The organism is Nocardioides sp., assembly GCF_044226765.1.
In the GTDB taxonomy this organism is placed as follows: Bacteria; Actinomycetota; Actinomycetes; order Propionibacteriales; family Nocardioidaceae; genus Nocardioides.
Genome location: NZ_JBGAGJ010000003.1, coordinates 251,588 through 272,124 on the forward strand (window position 1 = coordinate 251,588; position 20,537 = coordinate 272,124).

Annotated in this window: 21 protein-coding genes; 13 read left to right on the top strand and 8 right to left on the bottom strand. The window is 74.3% G+C overall.

Annotated features, from left to right (window positions below):
- Positions 1–10 precede the first annotated feature (10 nt).
- A complete protein-coding gene (locus tag ACILRH_RS08810; protein ID WP_395692483.1) occupies positions 11–2,062 on the bottom strand; it encodes a CDP-alcohol phosphatidyltransferase family protein in 2,052 nt (683 codons plus the stop codon).
- A 20-nt stretch (positions 2,063–2,082) separates the two neighbouring features.
- Between ACILRH_RS08810 and ACILRH_RS08815 the strand changes: the two genes are divergently transcribed.
- The 7 genes from ACILRH_RS08815 (at position 2,083) to ACILRH_RS08845 (ending at position 8,060) form a co-directional block, all read left to right on the top strand.
- Positions 2,083–3,126, top strand: a complete 1,044-nt coding sequence (locus ACILRH_RS08815; RefSeq protein ID WP_395692484.1) for a zinc-binding alcohol dehydrogenase — start codon at positions 2,083–2,085, stop codon at positions 3,124–3,126.
- Positions 3,114–3,506 carry a 6-pyruvoyl trahydropterin synthase family protein gene (locus ACILRH_RS08820; RefSeq protein ID WP_395692486.1) on the top strand — a complete coding sequence of 131 codons (393 nt, stop codon included), beginning with the start codon at positions 3,114–3,116 and terminating at the stop codon, positions 3,504–3,506. Before ACILRH_RS08815 ends, ACILRH_RS08820 begins: the two co-directional genes overlap by 13 nt.
- Positions 3,503–4,450, top strand: coding sequence for a glycosyltransferase family 4 protein (locus ACILRH_RS08825; RefSeq protein WP_395692488.1), 948 nt, complete (start codon positions 3,503–3,505; stop codon positions 4,448–4,450). The genes ACILRH_RS08820 and ACILRH_RS08825 overlap by 4 nt, the downstream gene beginning before the upstream one ends.
- A complete protein-coding gene (locus ACILRH_RS08830) occupies positions 4,447–5,211 on the top strand; it encodes a lysylphosphatidylglycerol synthase domain-containing protein (protein WP_395692490.1) in 765 nt (254 codons plus the stop codon). Before ACILRH_RS08825 ends, ACILRH_RS08830 begins: the two co-directional genes overlap by 4 nt.
- Complete coding sequence (locus tag ACILRH_RS08835; RefSeq protein ID WP_395692491.1) at positions 5,204–5,899, top strand: RibD family protein; 696 nt, start codon at positions 5,204–5,206, stop codon at positions 5,897–5,899. Before ACILRH_RS08830 ends, ACILRH_RS08835 begins: the two co-directional genes overlap by 8 nt.
- Positions 5,896–6,519, top strand: coding sequence for a GTP cyclohydrolase II (gene ribA, locus ACILRH_RS08840; RefSeq protein WP_395692493.1), 624 nt, complete (start codon positions 5,896–5,898; stop codon positions 6,517–6,519). Before ACILRH_RS08835 ends, ribA begins: the two co-directional genes overlap by 4 nt.
- Positions 6,520–6,680: 161 nt before the next feature.
- Complete coding sequence (locus ACILRH_RS08845; protein WP_395692494.1) at positions 6,681–8,060, top strand: LLM class flavin-dependent oxidoreductase; 1,380 nt, start codon at positions 6,681–6,683, stop codon at positions 8,058–8,060.
- Here the strand turns inward: ACILRH_RS08845 and ACILRH_RS08850 are convergent.
- Complete coding sequence (locus tag ACILRH_RS08850; RefSeq protein ID WP_395692496.1) at positions 8,054–8,860, bottom strand: ceramidase domain-containing protein; 807 nt, start codon at positions 8,858–8,860, stop codon at positions 8,054–8,056. The two genes, ACILRH_RS08845 and ACILRH_RS08850, sit on opposite strands and share 7 nt — an antisense overlap.
- A gap of 246 nt (positions 8,861–9,106) precedes the next feature.
- On the opposite strand from ACILRH_RS08850, the gene ACILRH_RS08855 reads away from it, so the two are divergent.
- Both ACILRH_RS08855 and ACILRH_RS08860 read left to right on the top strand, forming a co-directional pair.
- Positions 9,107–10,330 (top strand): IS110 family transposase, encoded by a 1,224-nt coding sequence (locus ACILRH_RS08855; RefSeq protein WP_395692498.1) that lies wholly within the window; start codon positions 9,107–9,109, stop codon positions 10,328–10,330.
- A gap of 34 nt (positions 10,331–10,364) precedes the next feature.
- A complete protein-coding gene (locus ACILRH_RS08860) occupies positions 10,365–11,777 on the top strand; it encodes a PLP-dependent aminotransferase family protein (protein WP_395692500.1) in 1,413 nt (470 codons plus the stop codon).
- Here the strand turns inward: ACILRH_RS08860 and ACILRH_RS08865 are convergent.
- Both ACILRH_RS08865 and ACILRH_RS08870 read right to left on the bottom strand, forming a co-directional pair.
- Complete coding sequence (locus ACILRH_RS08865) at positions 11,725–13,026, bottom strand: APC family permease (protein WP_395692502.1); 1,302 nt, start codon at positions 13,024–13,026, stop codon at positions 11,725–11,727. The two genes, ACILRH_RS08860 and ACILRH_RS08865, sit on opposite strands and share 53 nt — an antisense overlap.
- A gap of 92 nt (positions 13,027–13,118) precedes the next feature.
- Positions 13,119–13,517 carry an adenylyltransferase/cytidyltransferase family protein gene (locus ACILRH_RS08870; RefSeq protein ID WP_395692504.1) on the bottom strand — a complete coding sequence of 133 codons (399 nt, stop codon included), beginning with the start codon at positions 13,515–13,517 and terminating at the stop codon, positions 13,119–13,121.
- A 269-nt stretch (positions 13,518–13,786) separates the two neighbouring features.
- On the opposite strand from ACILRH_RS08870, the gene ACILRH_RS08875 reads away from it, so the two are divergent.
- The 3 genes from ACILRH_RS08875 to ACILRH_RS08885 all read left to right on the top strand — a co-directional run bounded on the left by ACILRH_RS08875 (position 13,787) and on the right by ACILRH_RS08885 (position 17,226).
- On the top strand, positions 13,787–15,049 hold the full coding sequence (locus ACILRH_RS08875; protein WP_395692506.1) for a DUF445 domain-containing protein: 1,263 nt from the start codon (positions 13,787–13,789) through the stop codon (positions 15,047–15,049).
- A 21-nt stretch (positions 15,050–15,070) separates the two neighbouring features.
- On the top strand, positions 15,071–16,480 hold the full coding sequence (locus tag ACILRH_RS08880) for a M1 family metallopeptidase (RefSeq protein WP_395692508.1): 1,410 nt from the start codon (positions 15,071–15,073) through the stop codon (positions 16,478–16,480).
- A 500-nt stretch (positions 16,481–16,980) separates the two neighbouring features.
- Positions 16,981–17,226, top strand: coding sequence for an RNA-binding S4 domain-containing protein (locus ACILRH_RS08885; RefSeq protein ID WP_395692510.1), 246 nt, complete (start codon positions 16,981–16,983; stop codon positions 17,224–17,226).
- 15 nt (positions 17,227–17,241) lie between these two features.
- Here the strand turns inward: ACILRH_RS08885 and ACILRH_RS08890 are convergent, their stop codons facing one another.
- From ACILRH_RS08890 to hisN, 3 genes are all read right to left on the bottom strand, one after another.
- Entirely contained in the window at positions 17,242–17,610 is a 369-nt protein-coding gene (locus ACILRH_RS08890) for an FKBP-type peptidyl-prolyl cis-trans isomerase (RefSeq protein WP_395692512.1), read from the bottom strand.
- 32 nt (positions 17,611–17,642) lie between these two features.
- Entirely contained in the window at positions 17,643–18,074 is a 432-nt protein-coding gene (locus ACILRH_RS08895) for a CBS domain-containing protein (RefSeq protein ID WP_395692513.1), read from the bottom strand.
- 69 nt (positions 18,075–18,143) lie between these two features.
- On the bottom strand, positions 18,144–19,016 hold the full coding sequence (gene hisN, locus ACILRH_RS08900; RefSeq protein WP_395692515.1) for a histidinol-phosphatase: 873 nt from the start codon (positions 19,014–19,016) through the stop codon (positions 18,144–18,146).
- Positions 19,017–19,079: 63 nt separating this feature from the next.
- Between hisN and ACILRH_RS08905 the strand changes: the two genes are divergently transcribed.
- Complete coding sequence (locus ACILRH_RS08905; RefSeq protein WP_395692517.1) at positions 19,080–19,511, top strand: DUF2231 domain-containing protein; 432 nt, start codon at positions 19,080–19,082, stop codon at positions 19,509–19,511.
- A 9-nt stretch (positions 19,512–19,520) separates the two neighbouring features.
- Here ACILRH_RS08905 and rsgA read toward each other — a convergent pair whose 3' ends face one another.
- A complete protein-coding gene (rsgA, locus tag ACILRH_RS08910; RefSeq protein WP_395692519.1) occupies positions 19,521–20,525 on the bottom strand; it encodes a ribosome small subunit-dependent GTPase A in 1,005 nt (334 codons plus the stop codon).
- Positions 20,526–20,537: the final 12 nt, after the last annotated feature.

Genomic DNA, 20,537 nt, shown 5'->3' on the forward strand with positions numbered 1-20,537 from the left:
TCGGCGGGGGTCAGGAGCTGAAGGCAGCGAGGAAGCGGTCACGGACCTGGCTCATCGGCCAGACCGGGGCGTCCGGGGCCGGTCGCAACCCGGTGGTCCACCCCGGGTCGGCGAGGCGCCGGACCAGACGGGGATCGCGCGCGATGACCGAGACCGGGACGTCGTGGCCGGGGTCCGGACCGGTCACGTAGGAGTGCGGCTGGTGGTCACCCAGCACCAGCAGCACCAGGTCGCGGTCCGGCTGGGTCTGCAGCCACGAGACCAGCGTGCTCATCGTGTACTCGACCGACTGGCCGTAGAGCGTCCGGACGTCGGAGGAGTCGGGCTGGGTGCCCGTGGTCGCGAAGACCGAGCCGTCGCCGACCCGGTCCCACGGCACCGGGTCCGGCGAGGGTGCCCACGGGTGGTGGCTGGAGACCAGGTCGATCTCGGCCATCACCGGGCGCCGGTCGGGCCGGTCGAGCTCGAGACGCGAGAAGGCGCTCCAGGTGTACTGGTCGGGCACCAGGGCGTAGCCGAACTGCGGGCCGGCGTAGCCGACGTCCCGGGAGTCGTAGATCCGGTCGAAGCCGTAGAAGGCCGCGCCCTCGGGCCAGTCGCGGGTGTCCGCCGGCACGTCGAACACCGTGCGCCACCCGGCCCGCGAGAACGCCGACGTCAGGGTCAGCCGGTCGGAGTCCAGCAGCTGGTCGTAGCGGCGCTGGCTGTCGACCCAGAGCCCGGACTGGGTGGTCGAGTGCGCGAGCCAGCTTGCCGCGCCGAACGTCGGTGAGGTGAGGAAGCCGCTGCGGGCCGTCCACCCGGCCGCGGCGAGCCGCCGGCTCCCGTCGTCGAGCACGCTGTCGACGCCGGGGGAGAAGGACGAGCCCTGCACCGCGACGCGGCCGTAGCTCTCGACGAAGACGAGCAGCACGTCCGTGCCGCGCAGCCGGCCGAGCAGCCGGTCCGGCGGGACCGCGGCCCAGCGGTCCGCGGCGATCTCCGTGCCGAACCGGTGCCGGTCGGCGAGGTCGGACCGCACCTGGCCGACCTGGCCGATCGCGAGCACAGCAGCGTTCGTCGAGCCCACCTGCGCGACCGCGGCGAGCGCAAGCACCCCGGCGGCGACGGCGACACCGCGCCGGTGGCCCGAGAGCGAGCCGGTCACCCGGACCGTGGCCGCCGGGACGAGAGCGACGACGGCGAGGGCGGCCACGACCGCCGCGACGGCGGTCGCCCGGGCCGCCGCCACCCCGATCGAGTCGCCGAGCACGCCGACCCCGGGTCCAAGGTAGACCCAGTCGGCGACCGGGTCGAACGGGCGATCCATCACGGTGCGGAAGCCGACGTCGAACGCGTGCAGCACGACGACCGCTCCCAGCAGCACCCCGAGGGTGACCGCCGCGAGCCGGCGGGCGCGGCGCCAGGGCAGCAGGGCCACCACGAGCACGAGCAGTGCCTCGACCGGCAACCGGAGCAGGTCGCCGACCCGTTCGGGCAGCACCAGGGCGGCCCAGACCACCCCGGCGGCGACCAGCGTCGCCCCGCCGCCGGTCGGGTAGGGCAGTCCGGCGCCCGCGGGCAGCCGGGTCCGCCACAGCCACCACACGTCACGCCCGAAGGACTCCGCGAGCAGCGCGAGCGCCACGACGAGCAGCGCCTCACCGAGCGCGTGGGGGAGGATCCCCGAGAGCGCGACCGTCAGGACGACGCCCTGCACGGCGGCGACCACCTTGCGCCAGTAGCGCGGGGGCACCGGCCGCCGCAGCCAGGGCAGCACCCGCTCGGCGAGCCAGAGGACGTACCGCGCGGCCCCGATCGCCAGCACCCACCAGCCGTACGACGGGGCCGCGTAGACGCTCAGCACCGCGATGAGGAACGCATCGGTCTCCATGTCGAACCGGGCGCCGCCGGCCGACACGGTGCCGGTGCGCCGCGCCACCTGACCGTCGACCCAGTCCAGCGCGAGGGCGACCACGACCAGGGTCAGCCCGAGGGTCGTCGGGCCCTCCACGGCGAACGTCAGCGCGAGGACGGCCCGGGTGCCCGTCACGACGTTCGCGGGGTGCTGAACCTGGAGCACGCGTCCTCCGTGTGTGTGGTGTGACCAGTCGTACGGAGGCGCGGCCGACGGGGTTCAGCGCCCGGCGGACGAGCGCTGCGGCGTTCTGGGTGCGAGAGCCCGGCCGGGGCGAGATCCGCTCCGAGGACCTGGTGGCGCCGGGGCCCGGGGAGGTCCTGGTCCGCACGCTGCACTCCGGGATCAGCCGGGGCACCGAGACCCTCGTCTTCCGCGGTGGCGTCCCGGCCTCGCAGCGCCGGGTGATGCGGGCGCCGTTCCAGGCTGGGGACCTGCCCGGACCGGTCAAGTACGGCTACCTCAGCGTGGGGGTCGTCGAGGAGGGCCCGGACGCGCTGGTGGGCCGCACCGTCTTCGCCCTGCACCCCCACCAGACGGCGTACGTCGTGCCGGCGTCCGCGGTGCACCCCGTCCCCGCAGGCGTGCCGTCCCGGCGGGCGGTGCTCGCCGGCACCGTGGAGACGGCGGTCAACGCGCTGTGGGACCTCGGACCGCTGGTCGGTGACCGGGTGACCGTCGTGGGTGCCGGCATGGTGGGCTGCTGCGTCGCCCGCCTCCTCGCGGGCGTCCCCGGCGTCGAGGTCGCCCTCGTGGACGTCGACCCCGGTCGGGCCGGGGTCGCGGAGCAGCTGGGCGTCGCGTTCGAGTCCCCCCACGACGCGGCGGACCAGCGGGACGCCGTCGTGCACACCAGCGCGACGGCGTCCGGTCTCCGGCTCTCCCTCGACCTGCTCGGGCGCGAGGGGACCGTGCTCGACCTGAGCTGGTACGGCGACCGCCCGGTCGAGCTCGACCTCGGCGGCGCCTTTCACTCCGGGCGGCTCGCGGTCCGGGCCAGCCAGGTCGGCCAGGTCGCGCCGGCGCGCCGGTCCAGCCGCACGCCCGCCGACCGGCTGGCGCTCGCGCTGCGGCTGCTGCGCGACCCGGCGTACGACGCGCTGCTGACAGGCGAGTCGCCGTTCGACGAGCTGCCCGGCGTGATGGCGCGGCTGGCGTCCGGCGACCTGCCGGCGCTGTGCCACACGATCGGCTACCCCGCCGCCGAGGAGGATCCGTGTTCACCGTGACGGTCCGCGACCACATGATGGTCGCCCACAGCTTCCGCGGGGAGGTCTTCGGTCCGGCGCAGCGGCTGCACGGGGCGACGTACGTCGTCGACGCCTCGTTCTCCGGTCCCGAGCTGGGGCCTGACGGGATCCTGCTGGACATCGGCGCGGCGACCGGCCTGCTGCACGAGGTGCTCGCCGGCCTGACCTACCGCAACCTCGATGACGACCCGGCCTTCTCGGGGACGAACACGTCCACCGAGGTGCTGGCCCAGGTGGTGGCCGACCGGCTGGCCCCGGGCGTCGCGTCGCTGGGCCCGGTGACCCGGCTGGTGGTCACCCTCCACGAGTCGCACGTCGCCTGGGCCAGCTATGAGCGGGCTCTGGAGGAGGCCCGGTGAGCCGGGCCGTGCACCTGGTGCGGCCCGCCTGGGTCGACGACCCGGCGCGCCCGTCGGGCGGCAACGTCTACGACCGGCGCGTGGCCGCGGCGCTGGGCGCCGTCGAGCACACCTCGACCGCGACCGTGCCCGACGGCGCGCTGGTGCTGGTCGACGGGCTCTGCGCGACGCCGGAGCTGGTGGCGGAGTCGCAGCGGTTGCGGATCGTCGTGCTGGTGCACATGCCGCGCGGGGAGCCCTGGGAGGGCCAGGTGCTCCGCGCGGCCGCCGGCGTCGTGGTCACCAGCCGGTGGAGCCGCGACCGGCTGCTGGTCCGCGACGGTCTGGACCCCGATCGCGTGTTCGTGGCCGAGCCCGGCGTCGACCCGGCGGAGGTGGTCCCGGGCAGCGCCGAGGGGACCACCCTGCTGACCGTCGGCGCCGTCACCGCGACCAAGGGGTACGACGTGCTCGCGGCCGCGCTCGAGCGGCTCGGCGACCTCGCGTGGACCTGCCGGGGCGTGGGGTCGACCGCCGTCGAGCCGGACTTCGCGGCCCGACTGGGCGACACGGTCCGGCTCACCGGGCCGATGACCCGGGCCGAGCTGGACGCGACCTACGCCGAGGCCGACCTGCTCGTGCTGGCGTCCCGGGCGGAGACCTACGGGATGGTCGTCACCGAGGCGCTGGCCCGGGGGATCCCGGTGCTGGCGACCGACGTGGGCGGGGTGCGCGAGTCCCTCGACGGGGGTGGGCTCCTGGTGCCGCCGGACGACCCGGACGCACTCGCGGCCGCGCTCCGCGCCTGGCTGACCTCGCCCACGCGCCGGGCGGCGCTGCGGATGGTGGCGCGCGGGCGACGGGTGCGGCTGGCCGGCTGGGACCGCACCGTGGCCCGGCTCTCCGCAGCTCTCGACGTGGCCCTCGACCCAGCCCTCGACGCAGCCCTCGAGGCGGCGCGATGAGGTGGCTCAAGGTGCTCGTCGGCGCCTCGGTGCTGGCCGTCGTGGTGTGGTGGGTGGGCCCGCAGCCCTTCGCCGAGGCGGTCCGGTCGGCCGGCCCGGGCGCCCTGGCCGCCGCCCTGGCCATCACCGCCGTCACGACGCTGGCCTGTGCCTGGCGGTGGCGCGTGCTCGCCCGAGCGATGGGGGTCGAGGTGTCGCTCCCCGAGGCGGTCTCGGCGTACTACCGCTCCCAGTTCCTCAACGCCACCCTGCCCGGCGGCGTGGTCGGTGACGTCCACCGGGCCGTCCGCCACGGCGCACTGCCCGTCGTGGCCGACCGCGGCTCCGGGCAGGTGGTGCAGCTGGTCGCGGCGGGTGCCCTGCTGCTGCTCGGCCCCGCGCCCTGGGCCGCGGCGCTGCTCGGCCTGGTGGTGCTCGTCGCGCTCGTCCGGTGGCCGCACGTCGTGGCGACGTCGCTGGTCTCGGCGGCCGGCCACGTCGTGGTGTTCCTCGTCGCGGCCCGAGCCGCGGGCACGGCCGCCTCCCTCCCCGACCTGCTGCCCCTGGCGCTGCTGGTGATGCTGGCCGCCGCCGTCCCGCTCAACCTCGCGGGCTGGGGGCCGCGCGAGGGCGTCGCTGCGTGGGCCTTCGCCGCGGCCGGGCTGGGGGCGGCGCAGGGCGCCACCGTCGCGGTCCTCTACGGCGTCCTGGCGCTGGTCGCGACGCTGCCGGGCGCGGTGGTCCTGACGAGAGGCTGGACGAGGGGAGTGGTCCGTGGCTGACCGTCCGTACACGCTGCTGAGCTGTGGGATGTCGATCGACGGCTACCTCGACAGCGCCGGCGACGAGCGGCTGATCCTGTCCAACGAGGCCGACTTCGACCGCGTCGACGAGGTGCGCGCCGGGTGCGACGCGATCCTGGTGGGGGCCAGCACGGTGCGCAACGACGACCCCCGGCTGCTGGTGCGGCGCGCGGAGCGCCGCAGCGAGCGGGTCGCCCGCGGGATGGCGGCCAGCCCGGCCAAGGTGACCGTGACCTGCCGGGCCGACCTCGACCCGCGCGGCCGCTTCTTCACCACCGGGGACGCGGAGAAGCTCGTCTACTGCCCGGCGTCCTCGGGCCGTGCGGCGCGCACCCGGTTCGGCGACGTCGCCACCGTGGTCGACGCGTCGGCGCGGGTGTCGATGCGCGGGCTCTGCGAGGACCTCGCGGCCCGCGGCGTGGCCCGGTTGATGGTCGAGGGCGGGGGCACGATCCACACCCAGTTCCTCGCCGAGGACGTCGCCGACGAGCTGCAGCTGGTCGTGGCGCCCTTCTTCGTCGGTGACTCGCGCGCCCGTCGGTTCGTCGACGACGGGCCGTTCCCCTTCCGTCCGGACCGGCCCGCGCAGCTGGTCGAGGTGCGCCGGATCGGCGAGGTGGTGCTGCTGCGCTACGCCCTCTCCGACCGGTTCGCGGAGTCGGCATGAGCAGCCCCCACCAGGCCGCGACCGTCCGCACCTCGCTGGTGCTCCCTCTCCGGCTGCGCGGCTGGTCCGGCATCGCCGAGGTGACCACGTTCACCGGGCTCGCCGACGGCGGGGAGCACCTGGCTCTGCGCCTCGGGCCGCCCGCCGACGTACCCCTGGTGCGCCTGCACAGCGAGTGCCTCACCGGCGACGTCCTCGGCAGCGAGCGCTGCGACTGCGGACCCCAGCTGCACGAGGCGGTCCAGCGCATCGACGCCCACGGCGGCTACCTGCTCTACCTGCGCCAGGAGGGCCGCGGCATCGGGCTCTACGCCAAGCTCGACGCCTACGCCCTGCAGGACGAGGGTCTCGACACGTTCGAGGCCAACCTCGCACTCGGGTACGCCGCCGACGCCCGCGACTACACGGTCGCCGCGCAGATGCTCGAGGCGCTCGAGGTCCCGCGCCTGCGGCTGCTGAGCAACAACCCGGACAAGGCCGGGCAGCTGACCGGGCACGGGCTCGAGGTGGAGCTGGTGCCCACCGCCGTCCACCTGTCCTCCGCCAACGCCCGCTACCTCGCCGCCAAGGCGCGCCAGGGGCACCGGCTCTGCGACGGTTCGTGGAGCGACGTCGGCTGATCATGAGTAGTCTCGCCGCATGTTCGGAGTCGGACCGCTCGAGCTGATGCTCTTCCTCGCCGTCGTCTCGGCGCTCGTGATCGTGCTCGCGCTGATCATGAGGCGGCGCTAGCCGGGCGTCGTGCGGACCGGGTGACCCGACCGCACGCGAGGATGGGGCCATGACCGACTACGGCCACGACCTGCAGTTCGGCACCTTCATCACGCCCGACGCCGCGCAGGCCGAGCGTGCCGTCGAGCTCGCGCTGCTCACCGAGGCCGCGGGCCTGGAGCTGGCTACCTTCCAGGACCACCCCTACCAGGCCCGGTTCCTCGACGCCTGGGCGCTGGCGGCGACCGTGCTCGCGCGCACCAGCACCTTGCGGGTGACGACCAACGTCACCAACCTGCCGCTGCGGCCGCCGTTCGTGCTCGCCAAGGCGGTCGCGAGCCTCGACGTGCTCAGCCGGGGTCGCGTCGAGCTCGGGCTGGGCGCGGGTGGGTTCTGGGACGCGATCGAGGCGGCCGGTGGCCCTCGACGCACGCCCGGCGAGGCGCTGCGGGCGCTGGAGGAGGGGATCGCGGTCATCCGTGGGGCGTGGGACACCGCGCAGCGGTCGGTCCGCGTCGACGGCGACCACTACGCGGTGCGCGGCGTGCACCCGGGTCCGGCGCCCGCGCACCCCGTCGAGATCTGGGTCGGTGCGGTCGGGCCGCGGATGCTCGAGCTGATCGGACGCGTCGGCGACGGCTGGCTGCCCAGCCAGTCCTACGTGCCGCCCGACACCCTCGCCGAGCGCAACGCCCGCATCGACGAGGCCGCGGTGGCCGCGGGCCGCGACCCGGTGCAGGTGCGCCGGCTCTACAACGTGACCCCCTCCGACGACCCCGGCTGGCCGGAGTGGCTGGCCGAGCAGGCGCTGACGCACGGCACCAGCGTCTTCATCGTCACCGGGGACGACCCCGCCCTGGTGCAGCGGTACGGCGCCGAGGTGGCCCCCGCCGTGCGCGAGCTCGTCGCGGCCGAGCGGGCCGGCACGGTCGCCGCGCCGGCGGCCCCGGCCCGGGACCGGGTGGAGCCGGCGGCCGGGGGAGCGGGTCAGCACCTCGTCGACGTCCACGACCACCTGCGCGCCGAGCTGCGCCAGGTGCACGACCTGATCGACCAGGTGGAGGCGGGCACGCTGGACCCGGCCGCGGCGCGCGGCGCGATCAACCAGATGACGATGCGGCAGAACGAGTGGACCCTCGGTGCCTACTGCCAGTCCTACTGCCGGCTCGTGACGACCCACCACACCCTGGAGGACACCGCGGTCTTCCCGCACCTGCGCGCCGCCGACCCGGCCCTGGGCCCGGTCCTCGACCGGCTCGAGCAGGAGCACCACGTCATCCACGGCACCCTCGAGGCCGTCGACCGGGCGCTGGTCGGGCTCGTGGCCGAGCCGGGCGGCCTCACCGGCCTGCGCGCCGCGGTCGACGAGCTGGCCCGGACCCTGACCGCGCACCTGGCCTTCGAGGAGTCCGAGCTGGTCGGGCCGCTGGACCGGTTCGGCTTCTACTGAGGTGGTGCCCCGGGGGCTTCCCCCACAGGGGTCCGCTCGGAGGCCCACAGCCGGAAGAGCAGGTAGGCCGACAGCGCGTCGAGCAGGTGCCACGCCGCGTGCCCCTGCAGCAGCGACTGCGGGTCGCACCACCGGGTCTTGGTCGCGTTCCAGATCGCGAAGGCCACGAGGATCGAGCCGAGCGCGCCCGCGCCCCAGCGCAGGTCCGTGTGCGGACCGGCCGGTCGCCGCCACAGCCGCACCTCCATCACCACGGCGACGAGCAGGAGCGCCGCGAACGCCACGTTGCCGGCGTACGTGACCACCGGGACGTGGCCGCCGTACAGCCCCACCAGCTCGCAGCCCGCGACGAAGAGCAGGAAGAGCTGCCAGAAGAAGACCCGGTCCCGGTCGAACCACCGCAGCAGCGCGTACGCGGCGGCGAACGACGCGACCAGGTACATGCTCAGCAGGTCGAGCTGACCGCCCGCCGCCGACTGCGTCGCGTGCATCGCCGCGCTGGCCGGGCCCAACAGCACGACCAAGCACGCGTACGGCGTCGCGAGGCCGCGCAGCGTGCGGGCCACGTCCGCGCGGCCGGCGTGCCAGGCGACGACCAGACCGGCGACCACGAAGCCCGCGTTGGACCAGGTGTTCGCCGGCTGCTTCACCCAGCCCGCACGGGCCGCCTCGCAGAAGTTCGCGCCGCGTCCGACGTCCGGCCCCAGCCAGCCCGCGCCGACCGCCAGCACCAGCAGGCCGGTCGACGCGACGGCCACCACGGCGGCCGTGGCGAGTGGACGCAGCGACCGGTCGGGCACGGTCACCCACCCTAATGGGGCTGCACCGGTCGGGTTTCGGCCAGAGTGGTGTCCGAGTCCGCCGGTGGGTGAGCACTGTTCCACCCAGGCCCGGGAGGTCTAGCTCTAGATCGTGCCCCCGCCGGTGACGAGGAGGCGTTGATGGCTGCTGGGATGACGAGCCCCGCTGTGTGCGGTGAGCACTGAACCATTAGGTCGCCTGCGAGCCTCTTCTGGACGATCCGTTCGCGACTGAGGAGAGATCGGGTGCTGTTCCTGGGTGATGACTGGGCCGAGTCCCATCACGACATCGAGCTCCAAGACGAGCGTGGCCGGGTGCTGAAACGGTGTCGGCTGCCCGAGGGGGTGACCGGGCTGGGCCAGCTCCATGCGCTGATCGCCGATCACCTCGCCGACCACGATGAGCCGGAGTCGGTCCTGGTGGGGATCGAGACCGACCGCGGCGGCTGGGTCCACGCGCTGGTCGCGGCCGGCTACACGGTCTATGCGATCAACCCGAAACAGGCCTCCCGCTACCGCGAACGGCTCACCACCTCCGGCGCCAAGAGCGACCCCGGTGACGCGCACGTGCTGGCCCAGATCGTCCGCCTGGACCGTGAGCACCACCGGGTCATCGCCGGGGACAGCGAGCAGGCCGAGGTCGTCAAGACCGTGGCCCGCACCCACCAGACGATGATCTGGACCCGGCAGCGGCAGGCCAACCAGCTGCGCTCGATGCTGCGAGAGTTCTACCCCGCCGCCCTCGAGGCGTTCGGCGAGGACCTGGCCAGCCGCGACGCGCTCGCCGTGCTCGCGGTCGCTGCGACACCGGCCGCTGGGCGGGCACTCTCCACGGCACGGCTGGTCAGTGTGCTGCGCAAGGCCGGAAGACAGCGCAACCTGCAGGCCCGGGCCCAGGAGATCTCCACCGCCCTGCGCGCCGAGCACCTCGGGCTGTCCGACGCGCTCACCGAGGCCTACGGCGTCAGCGTGACCTCGCTGGTGGCGGTACTGACCACGATGGTCGCCCAGGCGGCTGCCCTCGAGGGCGAGGTGGAGCGGTGTTTTGGCCAGCACCCGGACGCTGAGATCATCACCAGCCAGCCCGGCCTCGGTGTGGTCCTCGGTGCCCGGGTGCTTGCCGAGTTCGGTGACGACAAGGACCGCTACGCCGACGCCAAGGCCCGCCGCAACTACGCCGGGACCAGCCCCATCACCAAGACCTCGGGCAAAAGCAAGGTCGTCCTCGCCCGCTACGCCCGTAACAAACGACTGGCCGACGCGCTGCACCAGCAGGCCTTCTCCGCCCTCAGCGCCTCACCTGGCGCACGGGCCTTCTACGACCATCACCGAGCCCGCGGCGCCACCCACCACCAAGCACTCCGCGCCCTGTCCAACCGCCTCGTCGGCATCCTCGACGGCTGCCTACGCAACCAGACGACCTACGACGAGACCACCGCCTGGGCACACCGCCAACCCGCAGCCGCTTGACGCCCTGCACCCCTGGGATATCTAGGGTGTCGGCATGGACCTGTCGGTCGATCTCGACACCCGGGGCGACCGGGTCGGGGCGATCTACCGTGCGCTGCTGGCCGCGATCCGGTCGGGTCGGCTGGGGGCCGGCGACCGGCTGCCACCGACGCGCTCGCTCGCCCGTGACCTCGGGGTCGCCCGCAACACGGTTGCCACCGCGTACGAGCGGCTGGTCGCCGAGGGGTTCCTCGACGCGCGGGTCGGGGACGGCACCTTCGTCGCCGACCTCGCGGCCCCAGCGCCGGCACCGCGGCACCCCGGCGCGCTGCACCCGCGGGCGGGCTGGACCTTCTCGCCCGTGCGCGTGAGCGGCGAGACCGGCGTGCCGCCGTACGACTTCCGCGTCGGCATCCCGGACGCGGCGCTGTTCCCCTTCGACACCTGGCGCCGGCTGGTCGCCGCCGAGCTCCGCAGCGGCGCGCACGATCCCGGGCGCTACGCGAGCCCGGCGGGACACCCCGCCCTGCGCGCGGCCCTCGCGCGCCACCTCGCGCACTCCCGCGGGGTGGCGGCCGACCCCGAGGACGTGGTCGTGACCCACGGCACCCAGCAGGCGCTCGACCTGGTCGCCCGGGTGCTCGTCGAGCCGGGCGACGTGGTGGCGATCGAGGACCCGGGCTACCCGTTCGCGCGCGAGGTGCTGGCGTCGCACGGCGCTCGCGTGGTGCCGGTGCCGGTCGACGCCGACGGCCTCGTCGTCGAGGCGCTACCGCCGAGGACCCGGCTGGTGTTCACGACGCCCTCGCACCAGTTCCCGCTCGGGCCGCCGCTGTCCCTCGCGCGGCGCCAGGCGCTGCTGGAGTTCGCCAACCGGCACCGCGTGGCGATCGTGGAGGACGACTACGACAGCGAGTTCCGCTTCACCGAGCGCCCGCTGGAGACGCTGCACGCGCTGGACCGGCACGGCCGGGTCGTCTACCTCGGCACCTTCTCCAAGTCGCTGCTGCCGGCCCTGCGGGCGGGCTACCTGGTGGCGCCCCGGTCGCTGCGCGACGCCCTGGTGGGCGCCCGCCAGCTCGCGGACGGGTTCGGCGCGCCGCACGAGCAGGTCGCGCTGGCCCGGTTCGTCGCCGACGGACAGCTGGCCCGGCACCTGCGCCGGGCCCGCGGCGTCTACGCCGAGCGGCGCGAGCTCGTGCTCGCCGGGATCGCTCGCGTCCCGGCGCTCGAGGTGGTGCCCTCGGCGGCGGGGCTGCACGTGGCCGCGACCTTCCGGGGGCCGGTCGACGAGGCGGCGGTCGTCGCGGCCGCGCTCGCCGAGGGCGTGGCGGTCGAGGCGCTGTCGTCCTACGCCGTCGAGGAGCGCGTGACGGGCCTCGTGGTCGGCTACGGCGCCGCGGCGACCGCGTCGGTCACGCCGGGCCTGGAGCGGCTGGCGCGGCTGCTCGGCGGGCCAGCCAGATGACCGCCACGACCGCGACGACGAGCTGGGGGAGCAGGTAGCGCGCGGTCAGGCCGAGCAGCACCAGCGACGACGCGAACGCCACGACGGCGCCGCGGTGCGCCCAGGTGCCCCGGGGGAGCAGCCGCAGGGCGGCGGCCGTGCCGACGACGTACACGATCGCGAACGCGCCGGTGACCAGGAGCATGGTGCGCTCGATCGCGACGCCGGTGACCGCCACGCCGAGCAGCGTGAGGAGGGCGCCCGCGGTCACCACCGCCAGCGAGCGGCGCGGCACCTGGCCGGCCGTGGCGCCGTGCGCGAACCAGGCGGGCAGCGACCCGTCGCGTCCCAGCGCCGCCCCCAGCCGGGCGCTGCCGGCGAAGTAGGCGTTCATCGCACCGATCGAGAGCAGGACGGCGACGGCGGTCGTGACGCCGCGCGCCGGCTCCCCGAAGCCGAGGACGAGCAGGTCCGAGAGCGGAGCCTTGCCGGCGTGGTCGCCGAGAGCCGCGACGGTGGCGAAGGCGACCCCGAGGTACATCACGCCCATCACGACCAGCGCCACGACCGTGGCCCGGCCGATGTCGCGCGCCGGCTCGCGGTACTCCGCGCTGAGCGAGGTGACCACCTCCCACCCGGCGAAGGCCCAGATGAGCAGGGCCGCCGCGGTGCCGATCGAGGCCCAGCCGTGCGGCGCGAACGGCGTCAGGTTGGCCCTGCTGGCATGGGGGAGCGCCACCAGGGTGGCGACGAGCAGCAGGGCGGCGAGGGTCCCGGCGATCGCGAGCTGGACCCGTCCGGAGACCCGGATGCCGAACCAGTTCATCACCGCCACCGTGCCGATCAGGAGGCCGGCGGTCACCAGCTGGGTGGGCCGTCCGCCGCCGAGGCCGTCGGCGACGTACGCGCCGGCGAAGCCGGCCGCTGCGGGGGCGCCCAGCATGATCGCGACGTAGAAGCACCACCCGATCACCGTGGCGACGCCGGCGCCGAAGGCTCGGCGGGCGTACGTCGACACGCCCCCGCCGTCGGGGTGGCGGGCGCCGAGCGCGGCGAACGTGGTGGCCAGCGGCACCGACAGCAGCACCAGCGTCAGCCAGGCGACCAGGGACGCCGGGCCGGCCTCGTGGAGGGCGAGCGCGGGCAGGGAGATGACGCCGGTGCCGAGGACGGCCCCCAGGGTGAGCGCGGCGCCCTGGGCGACCCCCAGCGAGGGTGTCGCCAGGGGGTCGCCGGCGGGCAGCGGGTCCGGGGTGAGAGCGCGGGTCACGGGCTCAACCTAGGGTCCGCAGCGGTCCTGGCGCAGCGCCAATCCGGGAGCGGTCGGCTGGGCCAATCGGGTGGCGCCCGGACCGGCCCGGGTCAGGAGGTGCTGGAGATCTTCTCGATCAGGGCGGTCGTGGAGATGGCGGGGGTGCGCGGCAGGTAGACCACCTCGCAGATGTCCTCCATCTCGTCGAAGCGGCCGGCCCAGTCGTCGCCCATGACGAGCACGTCGGCGCCGTACCTGACGATGTAGTCGCGCTTGAGCTCCAGGCTCTCCTCGACGAACACCTCGTCGACCGGCTTCAGCGCCGCGACGATCGCCAGCCGCTCGGCCTGGCTGAACACCGGCTCGCGGCCCTTCTTGCGAAGGTTGAGCGCGTCGGCGGAGACACCCACGACGAGGCGGTCGCCCAGGGCGGCGGCGCGCTCGATCACGCGCAGGTGGCCGACGTGGAAGACGTCGAACGTGCCGAACGTGATGACCGTGCGTGACATGCGGCGCATTCTGGCACGCGCCGGGCGGCTACCCCGCATGCGGGAGGATGACCCCGATGAACCACCCCACGCCGTTCTCGGCCTCCCCCGCTCCGCTCCTCCGCCCGACAACGCCGCGGGGACCCCGATGAACCACCCCACGCCGTTCTCGGCCTCCCCCGCTCCGCTCCTCCGCCCGACAACGCCGCAGGGACCCCGATGAACCACCCCACGCCGTTCTCGGCCTCCCCCGCTCCGCTCCTCCGCCCGACAACGCCGCAGGGACCCCGATGAGCACCGTCGCCATGATCACGCCCAACCCCGCCGCGGACGCCCTGCGCCGCCAGGGACTGCGCCGGATGCGCACGCTCGCCGTGTCGCTGCTGGTCCTCGCCGCCGTCGTGTACGTCGCCACGCTCGGCCAGGACGGGTTCCTCGGGTTCGTCAACGCCGGGGCGGAGGCCTCCATGGTCGGCGCGATCGCCGACTGGTTCGCCGTGACCGCCCTCTTCAAGCACCCGCTGGGACTCCCGATCCCGCACACCGCGCTGGTCCCCAAGCGCAAGGACGACCTCGGGCGCGGCCTCGAGGAGTTCGTGGGCGAGAACTTCCTGCAGGAGGACATCGTCCGCGACCGGGTCGCGGCCGCGACGATCTCCCTGCGGGTCGGTCGGTGGCTGGCGGTGCCCGAGCACGCCCGCAGGGCGACCGACGAGATCGCGGAGATCGCGGTGAGCGTGCTGAACCGGGTCCGTGACGAGCACGTCGAGGGGCTGATCCGCGACGCGCTGGTGCCGCGGTTCCGCGAGGAGCAGCTCGCGCCCCTGCTGGGGTCGCTGCTGGAGGAGACGACCCGCGACGACCTCCACCACGGGCTCGTCGACCTCGGCCTGGAGGAGCTGCACCGGTGGCTGGTCGAGAACCCCGACACGGTGACCGAGGTGCTGGGGGAGCGGGCGCCCTGGTGGGCGCCGGACCGGCTCAACGAGGCCGTGACCTGGCGGGTCCACCGCGAACTCGTGCGCTGGGTCGCCGACGTCCGCGACGACCCCCACCACCACGTGCGCGAGGCGCTCGACTCGATGCTCGCCCAGCTGGCCCACGACCTGCAGCACGACCCCGTCGCCCAGCAGCGCACCGAGCGGCTCAAGGAGCGGCTGCTGGACCACCCGCAGGTGCTCACCTCGTCGGTCTCGCTCTGGAACGCGCTGCGCCGGTCGCTGCTGGGCTCGCTCCACGACCCCGAGGGCGCGGTCCGCGAGCGCGTGCTCCACGAGCTGACGTCGTTCGGGGAGCGGCTGGTCGCCGACGCCACGCTCCGCGAGCGTCTCGACGGGCTCGCGGCGGACGCGGCGGTCTTCTCCGTCGAGCGCTACGGCACCGAGGTGACGACGGTGATCACCCACACCATCGAGCGGTGGGACGGCAAGGAGGCCGCGCGGCGCATCGAGCTGCACGTCGGGCGCGACCTGCAGTTCATCCGGATCAACGGCACCATCGTCGGTGGTCTGGTCGGGGTGCTCATCCACGCCATCACCCTGCTGATCGGCTGACCCCAGGGCTAGCGTGGTGGAGTGACCTCTCGGACCCGGATCCTCCTCGCGACCCTGCTCGGCCTCCTGCTGACCGCGACCCTGGCGCCGGGGGCGTCCGCGTCCCGGGTGGGGATCGGTGATCCGTACTACCCGACCGACGGCAACGGCGGCTACGACGTCCGGTCCTACCGGATCGCCGTCGACTACGGCGGCCGGGACCACACGATCGCGGGGAGCGCGACGGTGAGCGCCCGGGCGACGAAGCGGCTTCCCCGCTTCGACCTGGACCTCGACGGGCTCACCGTCACCGACGTGACCGTCGACGGGCGCCGCGCGACCTGGCGCCGGGCAGGTGCGCACGAGCTGGTGATCACGCCGGCCCGGCCGGTGGGCAGCGGTGCCGCCTTCCAGGTGGTCGTGCGCTACCACGGCCGGTTGCACAACGTCGACGACGGCGGCGCCCCCAGCGGCTTCATCGCCGGCGGCGGTGCCCCGGGCGCCGGCTACCTCGAGGGCGAGCCGCACGGCTGTGCGACGTGGTACCCCTGCAACGACCACCCCACCGACAAGGCGCGCTACGCGCTCGCGATCACGGTGCCCCGCCCCCTGGAGCTGGTCTCGGTGGGCGTCCAGGGGCCCACCACGGCCGGCGTGCGTGACGGCGTCCCGGTGCGCACCTACCGGTGGCGGATGAGCGAGCCGATCTCGACGTACCTGGTCGGCTGGTACGCCGACCGGCTGACCGTGCAGCGCTCGCGGCTCGCGGACGGGACGCCGGTCGTGTCCGCGTACGGCCCCGGCCATGCCGCCGTGATGCGCCGCGAGGCGCGGCTGCCCGAGATCCTGCGGGTGCTCTCCCAGCGCTGGGGGCCCTACCCGGCGCCGGCCGCCGGCGGGATGTTCGTCGACGACGACATCCCCTACGAGCTGGAGACCTACGGGCGGCCCGTCTACTCCACGCGCACCAGCCTGCTCACGATCGTGCACGAGAACGGACACATGTGGTGGGGCGACCACATCGCGCTGCACCGCTGGAAGGACATCTGCTTCAACGAGTGCCTGGCGTCCTACTCCGAGTGGCTCTGGCGCGAGCACCAAGGCGCCGACCTGGACCGGATCTACCGCCAGGGCGTCCGCCGCGGCGGCGAGGAGCTGTTCGGCGGGAAGCTCTACGACATGGGCGCGGGCGACGAGTTCGACTCGCCGGTCTACGTCAAGGGCGCGTACTTCGTGCACGCCCTGCGCAACAAGATCGGGGACGCCCGCTTCTTCGCCGCCATGCGCACCATCCAGCGCCGCGACGGCGGTGGCGTGCTCTCGATGAACGGCTGGCGCGACCAGCTCGAGCGGCTCACCGGTGTCGACCTCACGTCGTTCTGGCGCGACTGGGTCCTCACGACCGGCCGCCCCTCCCGCGCCAACCTGTTCCCGGGCGGCCTCGGCCGCTGACGGCTCCGGTGGTCGAGCAGCCGCGCCAGCGACGACCGCCCGTCGCCGTCGGTCGAGCTGGGAGGAGCGCAGCGACGACCGCCCGTCGAGCTCCCCGCACCCGACGCGGTGGTGACTGCCGGGAGCCCGCGGGTCTGCGTTCGGGTTGCGACCGACAGGCAGCGAAGGGGGGACGGCGCGCCGGGGGTCGTCGCCGGTTCCCGGCTTTCCGGGGTCGCTGGCGCTCGCTGCTGGACCACCGGGTGGTTGGTCGAGCAGCCGCGCCAGCGCCGCACCCACCCGACGGCCCCGCTCGCCCCGGCCGCCGCAGGTTCATCAAGGTCTGTGGTCGAGCCTGCCCTTCCCACGGCATGCCCACCATGGGAGGTGCAGGTAGGCCTGCATCCCTTGATGAAACTGCGACGCGTGGGGCCAGCCAGACACGCGCCACCCCACCACCCCGGCCATGCGCCCGCGCCCGGGTGACACCAGGACCCGCCCCGAGCAGGGACAATGGGGCCATGCCCGAGCCGTACGACGTGCCGATCCGCGACGAGTCCATCCGCCTGGGGCAGTTCCTCAAGCTCGCCAACCTCGTCGAGAGCGGCTCGGAGGCCAAGCCGCTGATCGCGGCCGGGATGGTGCGGGTCAACGACCAGGTCGAGACCCGGCGGGGCCGCCAGCTGGTCAAGGGCGACGTGGTGTCGCTGGCCGCGCAGGCCGCCCGGGTCGCCGACGAGGGGGCCGACGACGGCCTGCCCTGGTGAGGGCCGGCCGGCGGCTCAGCTGACGCCGAGCAGGTCCACCACGAAGATCAGCGTCTCACCCGGCTTGATCACGCCTCCGGCGCCGCGGTCGCCGTACCCGAGGTGCGGCGGGATCACCAGCTGCCGGCGGCCGCCGACCTTCATGCCCTGCACGCCCTGGTCCCAGCCGGAGATGACCTGGCCGACGCCGAGGCGGAACTGCAGCGGCTGGCCGCGGTTGTACGACGCGTCGAACTCCTCGCCGGTGGAGTGGGCCACGCCCACGTAGTGCACCGACACGGTCGAGCCGGCGGTCGCCTCGGCGCCGTCGCCCTCGGTGATCTCGGTGACGACGAGGTCGGCCGGCGGGTCGTAGTCGGGGAAGTCGATCTCGGGCTTGTCCATGCCGACCACCCTAGGACCCGGTGGTCGTCGGGTCAGATCTGGTGGACGTAGCTGTCCAGCTGGTCGCGCTCGAACTCCAGCTGGTCGATGCGGTGCTTGACCACGTCGCCGATGCTGATGATCCCGACCAGCCGGCCGTCGGTGACGACCGGGACGTGCCGGATCCGGCGGTCGGTCATCACCTTCATCAGCACGTCGACGGGGGCGTCCTCGTCGCACGTCTCGACGACGTCGGTCATGATCGCGCCCACCGTGTTGTTGATGACGGTGCCGTCGTGGTGCAGGTGGCGGACGACGTCGCGCTCGCTCACGATGCCGTCCACGGTCTGGCCGTCGGAGCTGACGACCACGGCGCCGACGTTGTGCTCGGCGAGCAGCGCGAGGAGCGAGCGGACGCCCGCCTCCGGAGTGATCGTGACCACCTCGTGGCTCGCCTTGGCCTGGAGAACCTCACCGATGCGCATGGGTCGACCGTAGTGCGGGCAGTGCGCCGTCGTACACCCCTGCGTCCAATGCTGGGGACCGGGCGCGGGTCAGTCGCGGCGGTGGTCGCGCAGCTCGGACACCGACCCCGGCCCGGTGCGGGGCACGTCGGGGTCGTCACCGTCGTCGGGCAGCGAGCCGAGGAACGACAGCGCCGCCTCGTGCAGGTGGCCGTTGGTCGCGAGCACGTTGCCGCCGAACGGTCCGTCGGTGCCCTCGAGCGAGGTGAACCGGCCGCCGGCCTCGCGGACGATCACGTCGAGCGCCGCCATGTCGTAGACCTGCAGCTCGGGCTCCGCGGCGATGTCGACCGCGCCCTCGGCGAGCAGCATGTAGGACCAGAAGTCGCCGTAGGCGCGGGTCCGCCAGCAGCGGCGCATCAGCGACATCATGTCCTCCAGGCGGCCCCGGTCCTCCCAGCCCGAGAGTGAGGCGTAGGACAGCGACGCGTCCTCCAGCCGCCGCACGTCGGACACCTGGCACCGGGTCGCCTTGAGCAGCGACCGGCCGGTCCAGGCACCGTGGCCCGTCGAGGCCCACCAGCGCCGCTGCAACAGGGGCGCCGAGACCACGCCGAGCACGACCTCGTCGTCGACGACCAGCGAGATGAGCGTCGCCCAGACGGGGACGCCGCGGACGAAGTTCTTGGTGCCGTCGATCGGGTCGATGACCCACCGCCGCTGGCTGTGCCCGGTCGAGCCCTGCTCCTCGCCGGTGATGGCGTCGCGCGACCGCACCCGCGACAGGGTGCGACGGATGCTCTCCTCGACCGCGTGGTCGGCGTCGCTGACCGGCGTCAGGTCGGGCTTGCTCATCACGTGCAGGTCGAGGGCGCGGAACCGGCTCTCGGTGATCGAGTCGGCGTCGTCGGCGAGCACATGCGCCAGGCGCAGGTCGTCGGTGTAGTCCGTGGAGGTCGGCACGACCTCACCCTAGTGACTGCGGCGCCCGCTGAACCGGTGGGCCCGCGGAGCCGTGTACGGGGCATGGAGGTCAACGGGCTCCCCCTGCACCCGCTCGTGGTCCACGCGGCCGTGGTCCTGGGTCCGGTCGCGGCACTGACCGCCCTCGTGAGGGTCGCGGTCCCGCGCTGGCGCGACCGCCTGACCTGGCCGCTGCTGGTGGTCGTCGTCCTCGCCGTCGGCGCGATCGTGACGGCGTACGTCACGGGCACCAGCTTCCTGGGCAGCAAGCCCGAGCTGCAGGGGAGCAGCGCGGTCCTCACCCACGAGCACCGGGCGCGGCAGCTGCTGTGGATCACGGTCGGCTTCGGGGTCGTCGCGCTGCTGGACCTGTGGCTGGCTCGCAGCGGTGCGCTGAAGGTCGTGCTCGACGTGCTCCTCGCGGCCGCGGCGGTCGCGCTGCTGGTGTGGGTCGTGCTGACCGGTGACGCCGGGGCGCGGGCAGTCTGGGGCTGAGGCCGGGGGTCAGTACGCCGACTCGCTGCGGGCCTCCAGCAACCGGCGGAACGACTGGACGCGCAGCGGGTCCGCCTGTCCCTCGCGCACGGCCTCGTCGAGGCCGCACTCGGGCTCGTCGTCGCCGTGGGTGCAGCCGCGTGGGCAGTCCTCGGTCATCTCGTCGAGGTCCGGGAACGCCTCGATGAGGTGCTCGGGCTGCACGTGCGCGAGCCCGAACGACCGGATCCCGGGGGTGTCGACGATCCATCCCCCGCCCGGCCCGTCGACGTCTCCCGGCAGCTGGAGGAGGTAGGCCGACGTCGACGTGTGCCGCCCGCGCCCGGTCACCGCGTTGACCCGCCCCACGTCGCGCCCGGCGTCGGGCACCAGCGCGTTGACCAGCGTGGACTTGCCGACCCCGCTGGAGCCGAGCAGCACGCTCGTGCGCCCCGCGAGACGCCCGCGGAGCTCGTCGAGGTCGCCGCCCTTGCGCGTCACCAGCCAGGGCACGCCGAGGGAGCGGTACGTCGCCAGCAGCGTCTCCGGGTCGGCCAGGTCGGACTTGGTCAGGCAGAGCAGCGGCTGCAGCCCGGCGTCGTACGCCGCCACGAGCGCGCGGTCGATCAGGCGCGGCTGGGGCTCGGGGTCGGCGAGCGCGGTGACGACGACGAGCTGGTCGGCGTTCGCGACGATCACCCGCTCGACGGGGTCGTCGTCGTCGGCGGTGCGGCGCAGCACCGTGCGCCGCGGGGTGACCTCGACGATGCGGGCGAGCGAGCCGTCGTCGCCACTGGTGTCACCGACGACGCGCACGAGGTCACCGACCACCACGCCCTTGCGGCCCAGCGGCCGCGCCTTCATCGCGAGGACCGTGCGACCGTCGAGGAGCAGCGTGAACCGGCCGCGGTCGACGGTGACGACGAGGGCGTCCTCGGCGTCGTCGTAGGTCGGGCGCTCCTTGGTGCGCGGGCGCGTGCGCCGCCGGGGACGGTCGTAGTGCTCGACGTCGTGGTCGGAGTAGCGCCCGCTCATCCCCGGTCGGCC

What these genes read in the sequence shown, in the direction of transcription:
- ACILRH_RS08830 (WP_395692490.1), top strand. Translation starts at nt 4,447, where the DNA reads ATGAGGTGGCTCAAGGTGCTCGTCGGCGCCTCGGTGCTGGCCGTCGTG.
- ribA (WP_395692493.1), top strand. Translation starts at nt 5,896, where the DNA reads ATGAGCAGCCCCCACCAGGCCGCGACCGTCCGCACCTCGCTGGTGCTC.
- ACILRH_RS08845 (WP_395692494.1), top strand. Translation starts at nt 6,681, where the DNA reads ATGACCGACTACGGCCACGACCTGCAGTTCGGCACCTTCATCACGCCC.
- ACILRH_RS08860 (WP_395692500.1), top strand. Translation starts at nt 10,365, where the DNA reads ATGGACCTGTCGGTCGATCTCGACACCCGGGGCGACCGGGTCGGGGCG.
- ACILRH_RS08870 (WP_395692504.1), bottom strand. Translation starts at nt 13,517, where the DNA reads ATGTCACGCACGGTCATCACGTTCGGCACGTTCGACGTCTTCCACGTC.
- ACILRH_RS08875 (WP_395692506.1), top strand. Translation starts at nt 13,787, where the DNA reads ATGAGCACCGTCGCCATGATCACGCCCAACCCCGCCGCGGACGCCCTG.
- ACILRH_RS08885 (WP_395692510.1), top strand. Translation starts at nt 16,981, where the DNA reads ATGCCCGAGCCGTACGACGTGCCGATCCGCGACGAGTCCATCCGCCTG.
- ACILRH_RS08890 (WP_395692512.1), bottom strand. Translation starts at nt 17,610, where the DNA reads ATGGACAAGCCCGAGATCGACTTCCCCGACTACGACCCGCCGGCCGAC.
- ACILRH_RS08895 (WP_395692513.1), bottom strand. Translation starts at nt 18,074, where the DNA reads ATGCGCATCGGTGAGGTTCTCCAGGCCAAGGCGAGCCACGAGGTGGTC.
- ACILRH_RS08905 (WP_395692517.1), top strand. Translation starts at nt 19,080, where the DNA reads ATGGAGGTCAACGGGCTCCCCCTGCACCCGCTCGTGGTCCACGCGGCC.
- rsgA (WP_395692519.1), bottom strand. Translation starts at nt 20,525, where the DNA reads ATGAGCGGGCGCTACTCCGACCACGACGTCGAGCACTACGACCGTCCC.